The sequence below is a fragment of the Bacillus sp. FG16 genome (assembly GCF_057809515.1).
The window spans coordinates 20180-38011 of sequence record NZ_JBMDKC010000057.1 but is presented as its reverse complement, the minus strand read 5'-3'; the positions used below and the strand labels follow the sequence as shown (position 1 = coordinate 38011).

18 protein-coding genes and 1 pseudogene are annotated in these 17832 nt (G+C 36.8%); 3 read left to right on the top strand and 16 right to left on the bottom strand.

From position 1 onward, the window contains the following. From ACODS7_RS19955 to ACODS7_RS19920, 8 genes and pseudogenes are all read right to left on the bottom strand, one after another. Positions 1-1242 (bottom strand): annotated as a pseudogene (locus ACODS7_RS19955) (DNA translocase FtsK); the annotation flags it as partial. 155 nt (positions 1243-1397) lie between these two features. Beyond that, positions 1398-2348, bottom strand: a complete 951-nt coding sequence (locus ACODS7_RS19950) for an N-acetylmuramoyl-L-alanine amidase (protein ID WP_140163759.1) — start codon at positions 2346-2348, stop codon at positions 1398-1400. Between the two features lie 40 nt (positions 2349-2388). Further along, complete coding sequence (locus ACODS7_RS19945) at positions 2389-2733, bottom strand: hypothetical protein (RefSeq protein ID WP_050844594.1); 345 nt, start codon at positions 2731-2733, stop codon at positions 2389-2391. Positions 2734-2956: 223 nt separating this feature from the next. Then, positions 2957-3571: a YtpR family tRNA-binding protein gene (ytpR, locus tag ACODS7_RS19940; protein ID WP_001006777.1), complete on the bottom strand. Its 615-nt coding sequence runs from the start codon at positions 3569-3571 to the stop codon at positions 2957-2959. Continuing rightward, positions 3568-4380: a DUF1444 domain-containing protein gene (locus ACODS7_RS19935; protein ID WP_050844595.1), complete on the bottom strand. Its 813-nt coding sequence runs from the start codon at positions 4378-4380 to the stop codon at positions 3568-3570. Before ACODS7_RS19935 ends, ytpR begins: the two co-directional genes overlap by 4 nt. Positions 4381-4458: 78 nt before the next feature. Continuing rightward, positions 4459-4773: a thioredoxin family protein gene (locus ACODS7_RS19930; RefSeq protein WP_000838193.1), complete on the bottom strand. Its 315-nt coding sequence runs from the start codon at positions 4771-4773 to the stop codon at positions 4459-4461. A gap of 83 nt (positions 4774-4856) precedes the next feature. Then, positions 4857-5366, bottom strand: a complete 510-nt coding sequence (locus ACODS7_RS19925; protein WP_016080032.1) for a DUF84 family protein — start codon at positions 5364-5366, stop codon at positions 4857-4859. Between the two features lie 132 nt (positions 5367-5498). Further along, on the bottom strand, positions 5499-6572 hold the full coding sequence (locus ACODS7_RS19920; protein WP_001031517.1) for a M42 family metallopeptidase: 1074 nt from the start codon (positions 6570-6572) through the stop codon (positions 5499-5501). A gap of 148 nt (positions 6573-6720) precedes the next feature. Between ACODS7_RS19920 and ACODS7_RS19915 the strand changes: the two genes are divergently transcribed. Beyond that, a complete protein-coding gene (locus tag ACODS7_RS19915; RefSeq protein WP_000118541.1) occupies positions 6721-7032 on the top strand; it encodes a PepSY domain-containing protein in 312 nt (103 codons plus the stop codon). 158 nt (positions 7033-7190) lie between these two features. Here the strand turns inward: ACODS7_RS19915 and ACODS7_RS19910 are convergent, their stop codons facing one another. Both ACODS7_RS19910 and trmB read right to left on the bottom strand, forming a co-directional pair. After that, entirely contained in the window at positions 7191-8045 is an 855-nt protein-coding gene (locus ACODS7_RS19910) for a YtnP family quorum-quenching lactonase (protein WP_243168324.1), read from the bottom strand. 69 nt (positions 8046-8114) lie between these two features. After that, positions 8115-8768, bottom strand: a complete 654-nt coding sequence (trmB, locus tag ACODS7_RS19905) for a tRNA (guanosine(46)-N7)-methyltransferase TrmB (protein ID WP_001239383.1) — start codon at positions 8766-8768, stop codon at positions 8115-8117. Between the two features lie 229 nt (positions 8769-8997). Between trmB and ACODS7_RS19900 the strand changes: the two genes are divergently transcribed. Further along, positions 8998-9276 carry a YtzH-like family protein gene (locus ACODS7_RS19900; protein WP_001122235.1) on the top strand — a complete coding sequence of 93 codons (279 nt, stop codon included), beginning with the start codon at positions 8998-9000 and terminating at the stop codon, positions 9274-9276. A 3-nt stretch (positions 9277-9279) separates the two neighbouring features. On the opposite strand, the gene ACODS7_RS19895 is transcribed toward ACODS7_RS19900, so the two are convergent. The 4 genes from ACODS7_RS19895 to pepV all read right to left on the bottom strand — a co-directional run bounded on the left by ACODS7_RS19895 (position 9280) and on the right by pepV (position 14681). Further along, positions 9280-10077: a phosphotransferase family protein gene (locus ACODS7_RS19895; RefSeq protein WP_029443442.1), complete on the bottom strand. Its 798-nt coding sequence runs from the start codon at positions 10075-10077 to the stop codon at positions 9280-9282. Positions 10078-10304: 227 nt separating this feature from the next. Continuing rightward, entirely contained in the window at positions 10305-12446 is a 2142-nt protein-coding gene (gene pulA, locus ACODS7_RS19890; protein WP_098629348.1) for a type I pullulanase, read from the bottom strand. A 163-nt stretch (positions 12447-12609) separates the two neighbouring features. Continuing rightward, the gene (gene thpR / locus ACODS7_RS19885; RefSeq protein WP_029443444.1) at positions 12610-13155 is read right to left on the bottom strand and encodes an RNA 2',3'-cyclic phosphodiesterase; all 546 of its coding nucleotides are present in this window, start codon (positions 13153-13155) and stop codon (positions 12610-12612) included. 119 nt (positions 13156-13274) lie between these two features. After that, positions 13275-14681, bottom strand: coding sequence for a dipeptidase PepV (gene pepV / locus ACODS7_RS19880; protein WP_001274237.1), 1407 nt, complete (start codon positions 14679-14681; stop codon positions 13275-13277). Between the two features lie 357 nt (positions 14682-15038). Here pepV and ACODS7_RS19875 point away from each other — a divergent pair, with 357 nt between their 5' ends. After that, a complete protein-coding gene (locus ACODS7_RS19875) occupies positions 15039-15260 on the top strand; it encodes a DeoR family transcriptional regulator (RefSeq protein WP_000805512.1) in 222 nt (73 codons plus the stop codon). A 79-nt stretch (positions 15261-15339) separates the two neighbouring features. On the opposite strand, the gene ACODS7_RS19870 is transcribed toward ACODS7_RS19875, so the two are convergent. Beyond that, positions 15340-16068: a pseudouridine synthase gene (locus ACODS7_RS19870; protein ID WP_001234948.1), complete on the bottom strand. Its 729-nt coding sequence runs from the start codon at positions 16066-16068 to the stop codon at positions 15340-15342. Between the two features lie 41 nt (positions 16069-16109). Then, positions 16110-17762, bottom strand: coding sequence for a putative polysaccharide biosynthesis protein (locus ACODS7_RS19865; protein WP_016080027.1), 1653 nt, complete (start codon positions 17760-17762; stop codon positions 16110-16112). Positions 17763-17832 lie beyond the last annotated feature (70 nt).

Below are 17832 nucleotides of genomic sequence, written 5' to 3'. Positions count from 1 at the left end.
AATTACTTCTACTTCTTCTGACTCTTCCGCTTCTGCAATTACTTCCACTTCTTCTGTTTCTGCAATTACTTCTACTTCTTCTAGCTCTTCTGCTTCTGCAATCACTTCTACTTCTTCTGACTCTTCCGTTTCTGCAATTACTTCTACTTCTTCTAGCTCTTCTGTTTCTGTAATTACTTCCACTTCTTCTAGTTCTTCTGGTATTTCCACAATGATTGTTTCTTCAAGTTTTTCTTCTGCTTTGACAATCACTGATTCTTGTGAAGTTTGCTTTTCTACTTCAATAGTAGGTTGTTCTATTTCTGTATTACGTTTAATTTCTTCTGATAATATTGTATCCTCGTGCTCTACTTTAGAAGCTACTACTTCTTCTTGTAGATTGTTTTCGTTTAACACCACTACATCTTTTTCTAGCTTAGCACTTTCCATCTGCTCAGCTACTGTTTTATGAAGTAATTCATCCGCTGAAACTTCCTGCGGTGTACTCATTTCTTGAATCACTTCTTTTTCTTCTACTAAAGGCTCTTGGCGTTCAATTTCATAACCGTTTTTCTCTAGCCATTGATCAACAACTGATTTTTCTTTCTTTTTATCTTGTTGACCAACTGATTCATGACTAGGCGAAGAAGACGTTGCTTGCCCTTCTGAGAAATCCGATAATGTATATCCTTTTTTCTCTAACCATGCATCAACAACTGCTTTGCCCTCTACAGATATTTCAAGATCTTCTCTTTCCTTTACTTCCTCCTGCTTTTCTTCCTTTTTCTCTACAGAAGGACGATTATATCCGTAAATTGGCGAAATCATTTCTGTTGGACGAAATGGTCTACGGTTACTTTCTTGCACTGGTGCAGATGCCTTTTTAATGACAGACTCTCGCTCCGGTTCATATTGCACTTCCGGTTCTTCATATGTAGAAACTACCTTCTCCACATACGGTCGTCTGCTTCTTTCCACTTTTATTCCTCTTTGAATAGGCTGATCTTCATACGTTACAGCTTGAACAGGTTGTTCTTCAAAATGCCCTGCTTCTATAACATCCTCTTCATCAAACCCATTATCCGGTACTAATGGAAAACGGCATTTACCTGCATTCCTACTTGCCATTTGTGCTTCTCTTGCTTCAGTGTAGTGGTTTACACGCGGAATTTTCGGCTGACTTTCCATTTGCTTTGGTACTTCTTTATTCATCGCTGTTTGTTCTTCCTCTTTGTTAAACAGCTTTTTCATCCAATCTAACATGCTTACCACTCTTTCTACTAAATAGTAACATCCTTTATTGTATCAGCATTCGGCAAAAAGTGCAGGTAAAATTAAGCATGTCATATTTATCCACAATATTCTAATTTACGAGTGTTTTCATATGGAAAAACGCAGCCTTTCATGTAAGACTGCGCTTAAGCTTTACTCCTCCGATATTCATCAACACTATCCGTTACACTTTGCAATAAAGAATTTACATACTGCGGGTCAGATAATTTTTTATCCTCTTCATGGTTTGACATAAACCCAAGTTCTAATAGTACACCAGGAACTTTTGCCCAATTAAATCCAGAAAGATCATCCCTGAATTTAATTCCATTCACTTTCACTTGCTGATTCTCTCTCATTTTATTTACAATCGTTTGAGAGATTTGAAGACTTTCAGCATAAATCTCTTTCGTGTACGGACTTCCTTCTGCCGACGTTAATACAGCAAATCCACTTTGATTCGGATTTTCAGAACCATCTGCATGAAGACGTAAAAATAAATTTGCCTTATGATCATTCGCAAATGTCGCGCGTTCTTTATTACTTATATCCACATCTTGTGACGTTCTCGTCATTAATACTTGTATTCCCTTTGCTTCTAACTTTTCTTTTAATACGAAAGCCATTTCTAATACAAGTACAGCCTCTCTTTTTTTCGTCACAACACCAGTTGTACCATCTGTCACTTTATATTTTTGCGTCGCCGCTCCTGGTCCAATCGGCTCTAAATTTAAATTCGCTTTTTGTTGATGCCCTGGATCAATAACGACGAGAAACTTTCCTTGTTTTTCATTACTCTCTACTTTTTGTTCATTATTTTGCACTGGTTGCTCAGTTGGCTGCACCGGCATAGTTTCTTCTTTCTTTTCCTCGGCTGATACTTCCTCTTGCCTATGTTCTACGTGTTCATTCGTTTGAATTGCTTGCGATTCTTCTTTCTTTTCTTCTTGCTGCTTTTCTATCGGTGCGTCTTCTTTGTTAGCTTTTCTTTTCTCTTGTATAGAAGATGTAGTTTCTTTTTTCGGCTGCTCTTGTGAACAACCAGCCATATATATTCCAATGAATGCAATCATGCCCATTATTTTTATATACTTCATACTTCTCTCCTATCACTTTGCACCAGATTCAAAGTTTTTCTTATAATTGCCCTATAATCTCATCCATATTTCCAATATAAACTGGCTGCCATGTTTCTGTACCACGTTCTGCAGTATAAACTGGATAAGCGTCATCATCTATATTTACGAAAATCGGATCGCCCATATCCGTTTCATATCCAATTGCAATCCATCCTTCTTGCCACTTTCCGTTTTCTTCACTTATTAATGACTTTTTATGTTTATCATATCGGTAACCGATTTGTCCTTTTTCTAATTCACTTTCACTAAACACATATATTTCATAAGTACCTAGCTCAACATCTTGCTGTTTTGAAATTTCAATTCGTTTTAGAAGTTCTGCGATTTTTGGTTGTTGTTTCATACGTCTATCCCCTTCTATTTTTCTAAATTTTAACTAGTTTGTTTATAAAATACAATATAGATTTTAAGAAAAAAGGTGACATCCTTATCATATTAACGATTTTTTGAGTATATCTATCACAACTCTCAATATATCAACGATTCAACACGAAATTTCGACTTACCAACAAAAATGACAAAAAAAGAGGCTGTCCAAAAGGACAACCTCTCTTTTCTTATATCAATTAAAATTTAAACTCTTGTCCAACTTCAAAGCTATCTTCTAATACAAGAATACCTTTTTCTTGTGGAGCGTCTGGAAGCTCTAATTCACGTGCAGAGCAGATCATTCCAGAAGAAGGAACACCGCGAAGCTCAGCTGGCTTGATTAACATACCGCTTGGCATTACAGCACCGATTTTTGCAACGACAACTTTTTGTCCTGCATCAACGTTTGGTGCGCCACATACGATTTGTAATGTTTCTGTACCGATTTCTACTTTACAGATGTTTAACTTATCAGCATTTGGATGCTTTTCTTTTTCAGCTACATAACCTACAACAAATTTCGGAGAAAGATCTGCTTCTACTGTTTCTTCAAAGCCGTTCTTCGCTAAAATTTCGTTGATTTTCTCAACAAGCTCTTTCGTTAATGTAAGGTTACCTGTTTCCGTTACTTCTAAATAAGAAGATGCATTAAAGATGTTGAATCCTCCCGTTACGTTGCTTTCACGATCATAAACGCGAGCAACATCTCCTTTGCGATCAAAAGTACGGTTCTCTAAAGTAATATCTTGTAAGGCAACAATTAAAGTGTCACCAATTCCTTCAAGGTTGTAAAAAACGTTCACTTCGTTCATCCTTTCTCTTTTCCATCTGTCTTCTTCCGATTTTTCGCTAAAATAAAGATTGGTTCAAATTCTCCTTCTTCATATACGAATGAAAGTGATGTAATCGGAACATGCCCTTCGGCAAAAAATTTCATTGTCATTTGTGCAATAATATCATAACCGATTTCGTTAACGATATCAGCAATAATTAATACATCTTGGTGAGGAACAGCAACAACCATGTCACCAGAAATCTTTTCACGCATCGATTGTAGTAACGATTCGTTTAAAATACGCGTCGCATCATACCCATCGTTTGTGTTTAAAAAGTAGAATGTATTACCTGCTACTGTATCCTGCTTAAATTCATAACCTAATGAGCGAGCATTGAATAATGCCATTTCACGTACTTGTTGTTCTGTAAGCTCTAACTTTTGTAATAAACGCTCATCAATTAGTCGATACGTTTTATTAGAATCTAACGCGTAGTAAATACGTGTTTCCGCCGTATGATCCGTCATAATAAACGGATTTCCTTCTTCTGCTTGTTTCGGGAAAGAAGTAGAGCGAATAACAGGTAAAATTTTCGCTCCGCTATTTTCTTCTTTATGCATCGCAATTAGCGCTTCTTGTACGTAATAAGCAACCTCTTCAATTGCCTTTTCTTTGTTCACTTCCCATTTCGCCACAACTCCTGGAAGCGATACGTTAATACCTTTTTTCGAGTCTTTCTGTTCTATACGTAGAACTTCTTTCTCGCTATCATACTGAAAGTCCCATTCTGAGCGAGATAATTTCTTCATTAACTCGTCTTTCATCTTTTTACTTGTCATCTTCATCTCTTTTTCCTCCCTTCCAAAAAAATAACCTCCCCCGCGAAGGTAGAGGTTGTTTTACAATTCAATTGGCAAATTGCCTTATTTTAAACCTTCAATGAACTCTTCGATTTGTTCTTGTGTTTTACGATCTTTGTTTACATAGCGACCAGTTTCTTCACCCTTATTGTACGCTACAAAGCTCGGAATGCCAAATACGTCTAATTTTACACATAGATCAATAAACTCATCACGATCTACATAGTAAAATGAGAAATCACTATATTTCTCTTCTACTTCTGGCATAAATGGGTCTACAAAACGGCAGTCTGGGCACCATTCTGCTGAGAACATAAAGACTACATTCTCTTCATTTTTTAATTGTTGGAATTGCTCCATGCTTTCTAATGACTTCATCTATATTTCCTCCTCTAACGAGTGCATGTTTTCATGTTATAATCTTTCTTTTATACTACCATACATCGCGCATGGTGCAAGGTTTATGCTTGCTTTTTGTCATACTTATATTGCCCAACAAGTAACTTAACAACGTGTACAAATAATTCCGTGCGGTCGACATAATCATCTGTAAAAATACCGATCGCACCTTCGTGACTACGAATGTCTTTTCTATGTACAAACTCTTCCATCACTTCACTTAACTCCTTGCCATCTTCAAGAGGTGCTAAAAAATCGTCTGGTAACGTAATACGCGCCCCTCCAGCCACGAATACTTTCCCATCACTTGTTGCTAGTGCGCCCCAGTTACACATAAATAAACCGTGCTCTGTTTTCATCACACCGCCCTCTAGTCCAATACCGATTGGAGCTTCTCCTTCCTCTAGCGCTCGTTTCGCTCTATTAATCGCTCCTTGCATCGTCTCTTCATCTGAAAACGGCTGATTTGCTACCCCTGAAGGAACAGAAAGAGATGTAATTTCAGCATCTTTCCAAACCTTCTCCACAGCCCCAACCTTCGTCTTATTCTTCGATCCTACTACTACTTTCATTTCGTTCACCTCTATAAAAATTCATCATTTTACCTTAATCAATTTACTCTTTATACATGGAAGCATCGCAACCACACAACGCCGGGGCATCTCTCCCACCTAAAAAAAGAAAGGCTCTTCAGCCCTTCTTTTCTACGCGTTATTCTTAATTGTCTCTAACGTCGTTTTATCTGTTGTTCTTACAAGCTTCGTAATTAATTCTTTCGCCGCTGCATAATCATCAACATGTAAAATTGAAGCATGTGTATGAATGTAGCGTGCACAAACACCAATTACTGCTGATGGGATACCAGAGTTACTTGTATGTACACGGCCCGCATCTGTACCACCTTGTGAAATAAAGTATTGGTACGGAATGTTGTTTGTTTCTGCTGTATCTAAAATGAATTCGCGCATTCCTCTATGTGTTACCATCGTGCGATCGTAAATACGAAGAAGAGCACCTTTTCCTAATTGACCGAACTGCGTTTTGTCACCAGATGCATCGTTTGCTGGACTTGCATCAAGCGCATAGAAAATGTCTGGTTGAATCATATTTGCAGCTGTTTGCGCTCCGCGAAGACCTACTTCTTCTTGTACAGTAGCACCAGAATATAATGTATTTGGTAATGTTTCATCTTTTAATTCTTTTAACAATTCGATTGCAAGACCACATCCGTAACGGTTGTCCCAAGCTTTCGCCATAATTTTCTTCTCATTTGCCATCGGTGTGAATGGGCAAATCGGCACGATTTGTTGTCCTGGTTTTACACCAATTTCAATCGCATCTTCATAACTATCTGCACCTATATCAATTAACATATTTTTTATATCCATCGGTTTTGCACGTTGCGCGTCACTTAATAAATGAGGAGGAATAGAACCAACAACCCCAATAACAGGACCATTCTTCGTCATAACTTGTACACGCTGCGCTAATAAAACTTGGCTCCACCAGCCGCCTAACGTTTGAAAACGAAGCATTCCGTTTTTCGTAATTTGCGTAACCATGAAACCTACTTCATCCATATGACCTGCTACAAGAACACGCGGGCCAGTTTCGTCCCCTTTTTTCAGACCAAATACGCTACCTAAACCGTCTTGTACAATTTCATCCGCATATTTGCTTAATTCTTGTTTCATAAAACGGCGTACATCATGTTCAAAACCTGATGCACCTTGTAATTCTGTTAACGTACGAAATAATTGCAATGTCTCTTTATTCACGAAGTCCCCTTCTTTCAAACCTTAGTAGAATACCTCTTTTATTGTAACGAAATTTTCGAAATGTTTCTAGTTTCTTCTTTTTTAGCTGTATTTGCTTTATAATTATTATTGGTACACTATTTTTATTTTATAGAATTGAGGTGAATATATGAGCTGGAAAGGTTTAGTAGCAGGTCTTGGCGTTGGGTTCGCAGCTGGTTATCTCGTTGCAAACAAAGTACAAGAACAATCCCATATTTCTTCAGAAAAAGCATTGAAAATGGTGAAACAAGCATTAAGTCATAAAGGTGAAATTACTGGCTCTTGGGTACATATGGTTCCAGAGACATTTGAAAAATATGATGTCGCATATGAAGTTTATCGCGGCGGTCTTACAACAATGTTAGATGATATACAAGAACGATTTGAATTTTTAGTTGATGCTAAAACAGGTACTGTTTTAGAGGTTATAGCAGCATAAAACGGAGGGTTCCCATTAGGTGAACCTCTTATTTTTTTGAAATTGCGAGTATTGATTAAAATTATATCAGCGATTTTTTAAATATATCGACTTACCGACAAAACCCCACAATAAAAAAGAAGCTGCTCCAATAAATATGATGGAACAACTTCCTATTTTTATGCTTCTATACTCGTTTTCCGTTCTATTTTTTCTACGATATGCCCTTCCTCATTCCACTTCACAGCACGATAATATGCATCATGATAAAACGTAAACCACGCCTCTTTGTCAGCACCATACTTCATCCATTTTTGTTTATTTTCAATCGAGGTCATCGGATAATCATCGTATGCCATTACCCATAATACATTTTGATGCGCGTGCGTCGGCAAGAGATCTGCTAAATGTAGCATCGTTTCCCCTTGACTCTCCAAAGCGATAACTGCATGTCCATCACTATGACCACCCGTATGCGCCATCTTGATTTCATCTGTAATTTCTATTTCTTGCTGGAACGTAACAACTTGATCTACAATTGGCTCCCAATTTTCCTTCCAATATGTATTACGTGATCTAATGTTTGGATTCCTCATTTCATTCCATTCTGTTTCACTTACGTAAACTTTCGCATTTGGAAATGCCGGCACAAGGTGATCATCTTCCCATTTTGTTAGACCAGATGCATGATCAAAATGAAGATGTGTCATTAAAACATATTGAATATCTTCAGGCTTTAATCCCTGTTTTTCTAACGATTCATAAACCGATGATTCTTCTGTTACACCTTGATTTCGTTTCATCTTCTCATCCAACTTACCGTTTCCTATTCCTGAATCAATGAGCATATTTCCATCTTTCGTTTGTAAAAGTAACGGATCTGTTCGTAAGTAAATATGATTTGTGTCATTATGTTTATATTTACGTGACCAAAGTACTTTCGGCACAACACCAAACATTGCCCCTCCATCTAAATGTGGATTTCCGCCTTTTAACCACGTTACTTTTATATCTCCAATTTGTAACTGTTCCATTACACATCCCCCTTTCAATTAATCTTAACATAAAATTCTGATTATTTTAGATGTAAAAAAACCTATGCATTACTGCATAGGCTCTGTACGATATTTTGCTTCAACTCGGTAAATACGATGACCTTTACTAGAGAATTTCTCTTCGTATTCAGTCATGATGTTACCTTCAAAGTCGCTGTTATGAAGATCTAAGCTTAAGTACGTTAGTAACATACCATACTCAGCCATACTCATAAGAGAATATTCAAATAAACCTTGATTATCTGTTTTGAAATGAATTTCTCCGCCTTCTACTAACACTTCTTCATAATTGCGTAAAAACGTTTTATACGTTAAACGACGCTTCGTATGACGCTTCTTTGGCCATGGATCTGAGAAGTTTAAATAAACGCGATCAATCTCACCTTTTGCAAAGAAAACTGTTAAATCTTCAGCATCTTTATTAATTAACTTTAAGTTCGGCACTTCTTCTTCAATTAATTTATCAAGTGCATCTACAACAACACTTGTGAATTTTTCAATTCCGATATAATTAATATGTGGATTCGCTTTTGCCATATCATACATAAAGCGGCCACGACCTGTACCTACTTCAATATGAATTGGTTGTTCATTTCCAAATACTTCTTTCCAGTTACCAGCGCGCTCCTCTGGGTTTCCGATTACGATATGTGAATACTCGTTAATTCGATCCATTGCATATGGTTTATGTCTTAAACGCATAGATGTCTCCCTCTCTTTACAAAACTATTTTAAAGGAATAATTCCTTCTTTCTTTTTTTAATCAATCTACCAAACAAAAAACCAAGTACGTACGAGCACTCGGTCCGTTTCTTTCAAGTATAAGATGTACCATTTTGATAAAAACTACATACAGCATTAAACATTCCATGACGAAACAGCTTTTTCTCTTACATTTGAAGAGAAAAACAATCGAAAGGATGATCCGTTCATGCCAATTAATCAACAACATCAATTAGAAGTGCTGAAAGATATTTTAGTCAACCACCAAAGTGATTGCTGCGGGACAGTTTCAGAATGCGAGCAATTAGAGCGCCTCATTCAATCGTTACTCGCAAACGATAATATAAGTAGTGACGCTAAAACAATGCTAAACGATGTATATTCTTATAGTCAATCGGGTAAATCTTCCTCTAATTTGGACAACCATATTTCCAATAATCAAGAACAACTTACTCAGTGGATTGCTGGAATGGACAATTTTTCTTAAGTATTATTCTGAAGCAAGTAGTTGCTGTAAATATTGATGCCAATATTCAGCTTCTGCTTGCTGTTTTTTTGTTGTATGCCATTGAATAGACAAAATCGTTTGTGCTATCACATACCATCTCATGCGCCTAAGCAGCGATTCATCCATTTCAATATCATAAAAACCGAGCCACTCACTCCACTCCTGGCGCGGAATGTACCAATATAATAACATACCAAGGTCTAGAGCTGGGTCAGCAATTACAGCTCCATCCCAATCAATTAAAAACAACTCATCTTCATCCGACAATATCCAGTTGTTATGGTTTACATCACAATGGCATACAACGAATTCATTGTATTCAATATCTTTTAATGAATCCATTAAATATTGAAGGCCTTGCTGAATTGTTTCATCATCCCTTATATCTCCTCTTAAAACGAGTTGCAGTTGTTGTAATAACTCTTGTGCGTGAAGCGGCTGCTTCCCAAGTCTTTGAATCATCTGTACAAGCGCTTTAGAGGAGTGAATTTTCTTCAAAAGTTTCGCAACACGTTCTAGTTTCATATCCTCTGGCTCTAACTTCTGTCCCGGAAGCCATTTTTGAGCAGAAATTACATCACCGTTCGTTACCCTTCTTGTCCAAAGTAATTTTGGAACAATTCCTTCTGCTGACAATACCGCTAAAAAGGGCGATGTATTCCGCTTTAAAAATAACTTCTGTTGTCCGTTTTGCGCAATATATGCATCGCCCGTTACTCCACCAGCCGGTACAAGACTCCACTCTTTTCCTAATAATTGTTCCAACCATTCCATATTCATTACCCGTTAACAAATCCTTATCTTTTATAGTTATGAAAAGAAAAACCGCAACATTTCTACACATGTTGTGGATTCATATATTTTACTGTAAATGAAAAGAAAAATTAGCCTCAGCCAAAAATTCTCTATTTTATTTTACAAAACCTGTCATAGAATGACAACTTATCAAAATCGTCACCTTTGTCAATTCTACATTTATTACATTCTCATCGTCAAGTAGCGATTTGTCACATTATCGTCAATATATACGTGCTAATTGGAGCGAGCCTAAGTTCCTTTCCTCTAAATGAAGAAATTGGCTCTATTTTCGCTTGCTTTTCGTCTACTATCACATGCCACGTTTCTTCTTTCGGAAGTTGCACAGTTTTAGCTTCTAAACCACTATTAAATAAAACGACAATCTCTTTCCACGGCCCAAACGATTCTGCATGCTCTAGGTGATATGCAAGTACTTCTGTAGATGTTTGTAAAAAAGTCATATGTTTTTTTATAAGGTCTGCGTTTTGTAATCGGAATGCCCCATGCTCTTTACGAATCGCAATTAAACCTTTTATATAGTTAACGGTCTCTATTTCTTTCTCTTTTTGATCCCAATCTAATTGATTGATCTCATCACTTGCATTATAGCTATTTTCATTTCCTTTCTTCGTACGATAAAACTCTTGTCCTGCATGTAAGAAAGGAATACCTTGTGAAAGAATAACCATTGCGCTCGCTAGCAGGTGACGTTTTTTCAAAATCGCTTCTGATTCTTCATTACTGCGCACTAGTTTATCCCACATCGTCATATTATCATGACATTCTACATAGTTAATACTTTGCGCCGGCTCTAGAAACAGCCCTGTTTCTTTCATACTTAAAAGGCTTCCTGCTGCAATATACTGCAAATGATTACAGTCTACATGCCCACCAAATGCAAAACCACGCTTATTTATATGAAATGTACTCCCTTTTATCCCATCACGAAATTGATCATTAAACTGCGCGATATGTGGCATTTTCTTCGCATTATTTAACGTTGCTTTTTCCTCAAGAGGAAGCGGTGTTTGTAAATCCCATCCTTCTCCTAATAACAAAGCATCTCGTTTTATGTTTCGCACTTCTTTTTCTATCATATTCATTGTATCAACATCTAAAATTCCCATTAAGTCGAATCGGAATCCATCGACATTGTATTCAGTAAGCCAATATAAAATAGACTCTACAATGAATTTCCTCATCATTTTCCGTTCAGACGCTATATCATTTCCGACTCCCGTCCCATTAGAAGGCATACCATCTTCACCATGACGAAAATAATAGCCTGGAACAAGCTTTTCAAATGATGATAGCTCTCTTTCATAAACATGATTATATACAACATCTATAATCACCCTAATGCCATGCTCATGAAATGTCTCGATCAACTGTTTACACTCTACTATCCTGTTATACGGGTCAGAGGGATTTGTAGCATAAAATCCTGTTGGTGCATTGTAATATAATGGATTATATCCCCAATTATAGGCGGACGAAGGATTCGCCTCATCTACACCACCGAAACAATATAAAGGTAATAGTTCAACATGTGTAACACCTAAATCTTTTATATGAGACAACCCTGTTAACGTCCCGTTCCGTCCTGTTGTTCCCTCTTCCATCAATCCTTTATATGTTCCCTTTTGACTCACTCCACTATTTTGATGTATAGTCGCATCACGAATATGCAGTTCATACAATATGGCATCTGTCATTGATTGTAACGGTGGTAATCCCTCTCGTCTTGTTACATTCGTTTTTTCTAAATCGATAACAACACCGTGTTTTCCGTTTACCGTCACCGACTTTGCATAAGGATCCACAGCTTCGTTCCATATTAAATTAATACAAACGAGAAATGTATAGCGTGCTCTGTCTAAATCACCTTGTAATGCTTGAATCCAAACTCCGTTTTCTCCCCTATACATTTCATAATCGGTATATTCTTTATCGCTCTTATAAATTCTTACTTTCGCAAGCCTTGCAGTTGGGGCCCATACTTTAAATGTCGTTTCTTCTTTTTGATACACAGCACCTAAATCTGTACCTTCGTAATAATATTTTTCATCGAAATTTGTTGTTCGAATAACAGCACCTATTTGTAAATCCGTTTCTTCATTCCGTTCATCTCGTACTGTATAATACTTCCCCACATCTAGCGGCTCTTCTATAAAGCACTCATACTTCGTTGCATCTGGAAGCGCAATAGTATGAGCAATCGGTAAATCTTTCACATTACTTCCTTCTTGCAAACGAAATGTCCGACTTGTTCCATACGCATGTGGGAGCAAAATTGTAATTTTATTCATTTCATCTAAATAGGCATCAAATGGACGTTTTACTTTCAACATAAAAAAATCACCATCATTCTCAAAGTTAAAATAAAGTGAAACTTTAATGAGCGAGATAAAATGAGCTGCAAATGATAAGGCTTTTCTTATCAACAAGACTCTATACAGTAACTCCATTCTTCTCTATAGTATATTCACCTGCATAAAAAACGTTTTCACCATTCTATTTTTGTAATTTTATTTCAGCAATCGATTTATACTTCGGGGTTTCTTTCACGTGGGATTCGTATAAAGTAATTGTATCTGCTTGAAATGATATTTCAGGCACTTCTTTTATATTTTCTAAATGAAACTTTTCTTCTCCTATCCATTTACGAGCAACAGTAATATGCGGATGATACGGGCGTGTTTCTAGAGAAAACCCATTTTCTTCACAAATGACATGTACTTGCTTTTGCAACTGAAACAAATCGTGATTCTCACTTACCTTCGCCCAAAAAATACGGGGCTGCTCTTCCCTACCAAACGTTGAAAAACCTTGTAACGTGAACGATAGTTCTTTTGTTTTTGTAAGTGTTTGTAATCCATTCTTTATCCCTTTTAACTGTTCTTCTGTCGCGCCTCCTAAAAAGGAAAGGGTAATATGATAATCTTCCTTATGTACCCACGAACGAAATGGTAATTCCTCATTCGTATCCTCTTTATAGTTAGACAGCACTTCTTTTATATGATTTGGTAACGTAATTGCGACAAAATAATGCCTATCCATGTACACCGTCCCCTTCTTTCTATTGTTGCTTTTCTTTCTTATCTCATTCAATTAAAAAGAAGCCGCCCTCTAAAGTAGAGAGCGGTCATTATTCATATATCAGCGATTAAAGTTTCACTTTACTTCGCTAATTCATGAATTGCTTGAGCGTAAATTGCTGTTGCTTTTAATAAGTCTTCAATTTCAATGTACTCATCTTTTTGATGCGCAAGTTCTTCTTTTCCAGGGAACAGCGGTCCAAATGCCACACCAGCTTTTAATGAGCGAGCATAAGTCCCTCCGCCGATTGCTAACAATTCAGCTTTTTCACCTGTTTGTTCTTCATACACACGTTGCAACGTACGGATTAACTCGTGATCTTTATCAACGTGATGCGGACGAGAGTTAGAATAGTCTGCTACTGCAAATCCATACGTACCTACATATTCTTTTAACTTTGCAATCATTTCTTCAAAGTTAGTCGTAACTGGGTAACGTACGTTTAATCCTAAATTACCACCATTCTCTTTCGTATAAGAAAGGCGACCAACATTCACTGTTAACGGACCACTAATTTCATCTTTATAAGCAATAGTAGCTTTTTCACCAAAAATATCACCAGTAAATGTTTCTGTTGCAAATGTCGCAAATGCAGTTGCTTTTCCATCAAGTGAAACTGTAGTTAAGAAGTTTGCTAATAATAAACCTGCATTTTCTCCTTTTTCAGGAGTAGATCCGTGCGCTGAAATTCCTTCTATTTGCAACGTCACTGTATTGCCTTCTATAGTCGATTTCCCTATTTTTTTAGCAGTTTGTAAATACTCTTCATATGCTACTGTAAGTGCATTTACATCTTCTCCTGTAATAACCGCTTCTGCAAAATCAGGAACCATATTTAAACGGCGGCCTGAATCAAATGAAACAAGTTCATATGTACCTTTTTTCTCTTCACTACCATTTTGCACAACTTGTATATCAGAAATTCCTTTTTCTGCATTAATAATTGGAAAGTCTGCATCTGGTGCAAAACCGATTGTTGGCATTTCTTCGTTTTTAAAGTAGTGATCTACACATTTCCAATTGCTTTCCTCATCTGTTCCTATAATCATACGAACACGTTTTGAAAGAGGTAAGCCTAATTCTTTCACAATTTTCATCGCATAATATGCTGCCATCGTTGGGCCTTTATCGTCAATTGCACCACGTGCAAAAATCTTTCCGTCGCGAATATCCGCACTATACGCAGGAGTCGTCCAGCCATCTCCTTCTGGTACAACATCAACGTGACAAAGAATACCTACTAACTCTTCTCCTTGTCCCATTTCAAGATGACCTGCATATCCTTCTAAATTTTTAGAAGCAAAACCTTCAGCTTCTCCTTTATGTAACATGAAAGATAGCGCTTTTTCTACACCTTCACCGAATGGTGCGCCTTCTTTCGCCGATTCTTCTTCCCATACACTTTTAATTTGTAAAAATTGTTGTGTATCACGAATTAAATCATCTTTTCGTTTTGCAACTTCTTCAGTCCAATTAATCGCTGACATCACGCATCCATCCTTCACTATATTATCTCTTTCATCATAGCAAACCGAAATCCCTTATGCCATACACGAAAACTAAATACCGAACAATTGTAATATTTCAGACATTTCTTATTAGTTTTTCTTTTATTTTTTCAAAAAAATTTGCAGGAATTTGGCGTTTTACGTAGAATTTTATGTGTTAGTTGACTGACCATATATACAATGTCAACTACCAATATTTTTCTATATAAATATTTGTTAAACTTTTGTAAAATTTAAGTAGATTAAAGCATGAATTTTATCATGTAGAGTACAATGGTAGTAACGACCTTCTTTCCTGAATGGGGTCAAAAAAACTAGTAGAGGAGTGGTTTTCTCTTGAAACCTACAACTACTCGTATGCTAACACGCATTAAATCAATTTATATGTACATCAATGAAAACGGAACGGTAACGACGAAAGACCTTGTAGATGAGTTCGGGATCACACCGCGAACGATACAACGTGATCTAAATGTGTTGCAGTTTAATGAACTCGTGTATAGCCCTTGCCGCGGTAAGTGGACAACAACAGGAAAGAAAGTGAGAATGACCTCATAACGAAAAATAATTGTATGTAAATAAATACATACCCCTTTCTAACTATTAGAAAGGGGTTTTTTCTGCACCTATAAAGGTACTACTTTTCAGTATCTACTTGATATGTTCTTAACATTTCTACTTCTTCATCTGTTAGCTCTCGGTATTGTCCAAGTTCTAGTTCTTCATCTAATACTAACGGACCCATCTCTGTTCTTTTTAGGTAGACTACTTTTTTCCCTACTGCTTCAAACATACGCTTCACTTGATGGAATTTCCCTTCCGTAATCACAAGCTCAATTTCAGAAATATCATCGCTTTTCAATATTGTAAGCGCACCTGGCTTTGTTTCATAGCCATCGTCTAAAATAACACCTTTAGCAAACTCTTTTACATCCTCTTCTGTTACTACTCCTGCAACGTGTGCATAGTATTTTTTCGGCACATGCTTTTTCGGAGATAATAATTGATGTGATAACTTCCCATCATTTGTTATCAATAAGAAACCTTCCGTATCGATATCAAGTCGTCCAACTGGGAACGGATCAAAGATTGCATCTTCTAATTCTAATAAATCTATTACTGTTTCATGATTATCATCTTCCGTCGCTGAAATAACACCTTGTGGTTTATGCATCATTAAGTAAACAAACTCTTTGTATTCCACAACTTCACCGTGAATCATAACTTCTTGCTCTTCTACATTTACATGAACTTTCGCATCTTTTACTGGCGTTCCATCAATTTTTACAACGCCATCTTTCAATAATTTCTTTACTTCTTTTCTACTTCCATATCCCATATTCGCTAATAATTTATCTAATCTCACGTTTTTCACCTTCTTTATTTATCATAGAAAAGGGGACGTAATTACGCCCCTCTTGATTTCAACTTTATTTTAAATCTACTACCAAGTTTACGTTGAATTTTATCTAATGCTTCTCCGCCAAATACTCTTTCAAGTACTCCTGTGCGAATTGCTAACAATCCGTAAACAAGACCGCCAATACCTGCACAAATCGCAACTGTTATAAGAGCACCAATACGGCCATCAGGCGAAATCATGAAGGATAGAAGCCATTGTGATAGTTTTACAGCAACGACCATTATAAGTGTCAGTACTGCAATTTGGAATGTTCTTTTATATACAACACCGAATGAATAGTGTGCATATTTTTTAATTTGTCGATTTGTATACCAAACAGACGCTAAGAAACCAACTGCGGTCGCTAGAATTGCTCCTACTGTACCGAAATAACGAATAAAGATTACGTTACATACAAATTTCAAAATAACACCCATAACAAGCGCGACAATCGCATGCTTTTGCTGATTAATCCCTTGAAGAATTGCCGCTGTTACCGTAAATAAAGCAAATAACAATGCAACTGGTGCATACCACATTAATACTTGTCCACCTAATGGATCTGAGTCATAGAAAGCAGTGTAAATTGGATATGCAAGTGTTGAAATACCGATAACTGCTGGCAATGTTAAAAACATATTTGCCTGGAATGTTTGTGTAATTTGTAATTTCAAATAGCGGTATTGTTTTTCAGTAAATGATTTTGTAATTGCTGGTACAAGCGTTAAACTAAACGCTGTTGCAAGTGATACAGGAATCATAATTAACTTATGCGTCCACATTGTGAAAATACCAAGCGCTCGCTCTGCGATATCGCCTTGACCAATCGCCTGCATAATTGAGTTAAATGTCAATGTATCAATTTGTTGATATAAAGGAATTGTTAACCCAATTACAACGTAAGGAATCGCATATGCGAATAACTCTTTAAACAATTGAACAGTACTTACTGTTGATTCTGGTACAGTTTGTTCAATTAAATATTGATCCAAATATTTTTTACGTTTTAGCCAGTACCAAATTAACACACCGAGTGCTCCAACCGCTGAAACGAACGCAGCAAATGTCGCTACTCCAACTGCTGTTGCAACTGTACCACCAAGTACTTTAATAACGATAAAACTACCAGCTAATAAAAAGATGATACGAATAATTTGTTCAATAATTTGTGAAACGGTAGTTGGTCCCATAGACTGGTGACCTTGGAAATAACCACGAATTAAACTCGCTGCTGGTACAACAATAAGTGCGAAACTTACAAGACGAATGATCGTCGTAACTTCTCCTACATTATTGTGTATACTTTGTTTACCAAGCATCGCTTCTGCAAACAATGGCGCCGTCATGTACAGCACTAGGAACGAAAGAACTCCTGTTACTATCATCATAACCATTCCCGAGCGGAACATTCTCCGGCTCGTTTTATAATCGCCAAGCGCATTATATTTGGAAACAAATTTCGAAACAGCAAGCGGCACACCTGCCGTTGCGATACTTAAAAAGATCGTATATGGAATGTATCCATATGTATAGAGCGTTCCGCCTTCTGTGCCTACTAATGCATGAAACGGAAAGACGTAAATCATGCCTAAGAACTTTACTAAAAATGTCCCTAGCGTAACAATAAGCGTTCCGCGCAGAAATTTCGAATCGGACATACAAAAATCCTCCTACATCTACATAAAGTGAAACTATAATTAGTTGGAGACTTCTCTCCTACTCCTTATT

Bases quoted from the DNA above. Each gene is read 5' to 3' on its own strand.
- ACODS7_RS19935 (WP_050844595.1), bottom strand. From the start codon at position 4,380: ATGAAGATGACAAGTAAAAAGATGAAAGACGAGTTAATGAAGAAATTA.
- pepV (WP_001274237.1), bottom strand. From the start codon at position 14,681: ATGTCAGCGATTAATTGGACTGAAGAAGTTGCAAAACGAAAAGATGAT.
- thpR (WP_029443444.1), bottom strand. From the start codon at position 13,155: ATGGATAGGCATTATTTTGTCGCAATTACGTTACCAAATCATATAAAA.
- trmB (WP_001239383.1), bottom strand. From the start codon at position 8,768: ATGCGTTTAAGACATAAACCATATGCAATGGATCGAATTAACGAGTAT.
- ACODS7_RS19950 (WP_140163759.1), bottom strand. From the start codon at position 2,348: ATGAAGTATATAAAAATAATGGGCATGATTGCATTCATTGGAATATAT.
- ACODS7_RS19895 (WP_029443442.1), bottom strand. From the start codon at position 10,077: ATGAATATGGAATGGTTGGAACAATTATTAGGAAAAGAGTGGAGTCTT.
- ACODS7_RS19900 (WP_001122235.1), top strand. From the start codon at position 8,998: ATGCCAATTAATCAACAACATCAATTAGAAGTGCTGAAAGATATTTTA.
- ytpR (WP_001006777.1), bottom strand. From the start codon at position 3,571: ATGAACGAAGTGAACGTTTTTTACAACCTTGAAGGAATTGGTGACACT.
- ACODS7_RS19945 (WP_050844594.1), bottom strand. From the start codon at position 2,733: ATGAAACAACAACCAAAAATCGCAGAACTTCTAAAACGAATTGAAATT.
- ACODS7_RS19915 (WP_000118541.1), top strand. From the start codon at position 6,721: ATGAGCTGGAAAGGTTTAGTAGCAGGTCTTGGCGTTGGGTTCGCAGCT.
- pulA (WP_098629348.1), bottom strand. From the start codon at position 12,446: ATGTTGAAAGTAAAACGTCCATTTGATGCCTATTTAGATGAAATGAAT.
- ACODS7_RS19925 (WP_016080032.1), bottom strand. From the start codon at position 5,366: ATGAAAGTAGTAGTAGGATCGAAGAATAAGACGAAGGTTGGGGCTGTG.
- ACODS7_RS19910 (WP_243168324.1), bottom strand. From the start codon at position 8,045: ATGGAACAGTTACAAATTGGAGATATAAAAGTAACGTGGTTAAAAGGC.
- ACODS7_RS19930 (WP_000838193.1), bottom strand. From the start codon at position 4,773: ATGAAGTCATTAGAAAGCATGGAGCAATTCCAACAATTAAAAAATGAA.
- ACODS7_RS19865 (WP_016080027.1), bottom strand. From the start codon at position 17,762: ATGTCCGATTCGAAATTTCTGCGCGGAACGCTTATTGTTACGCTAGGG.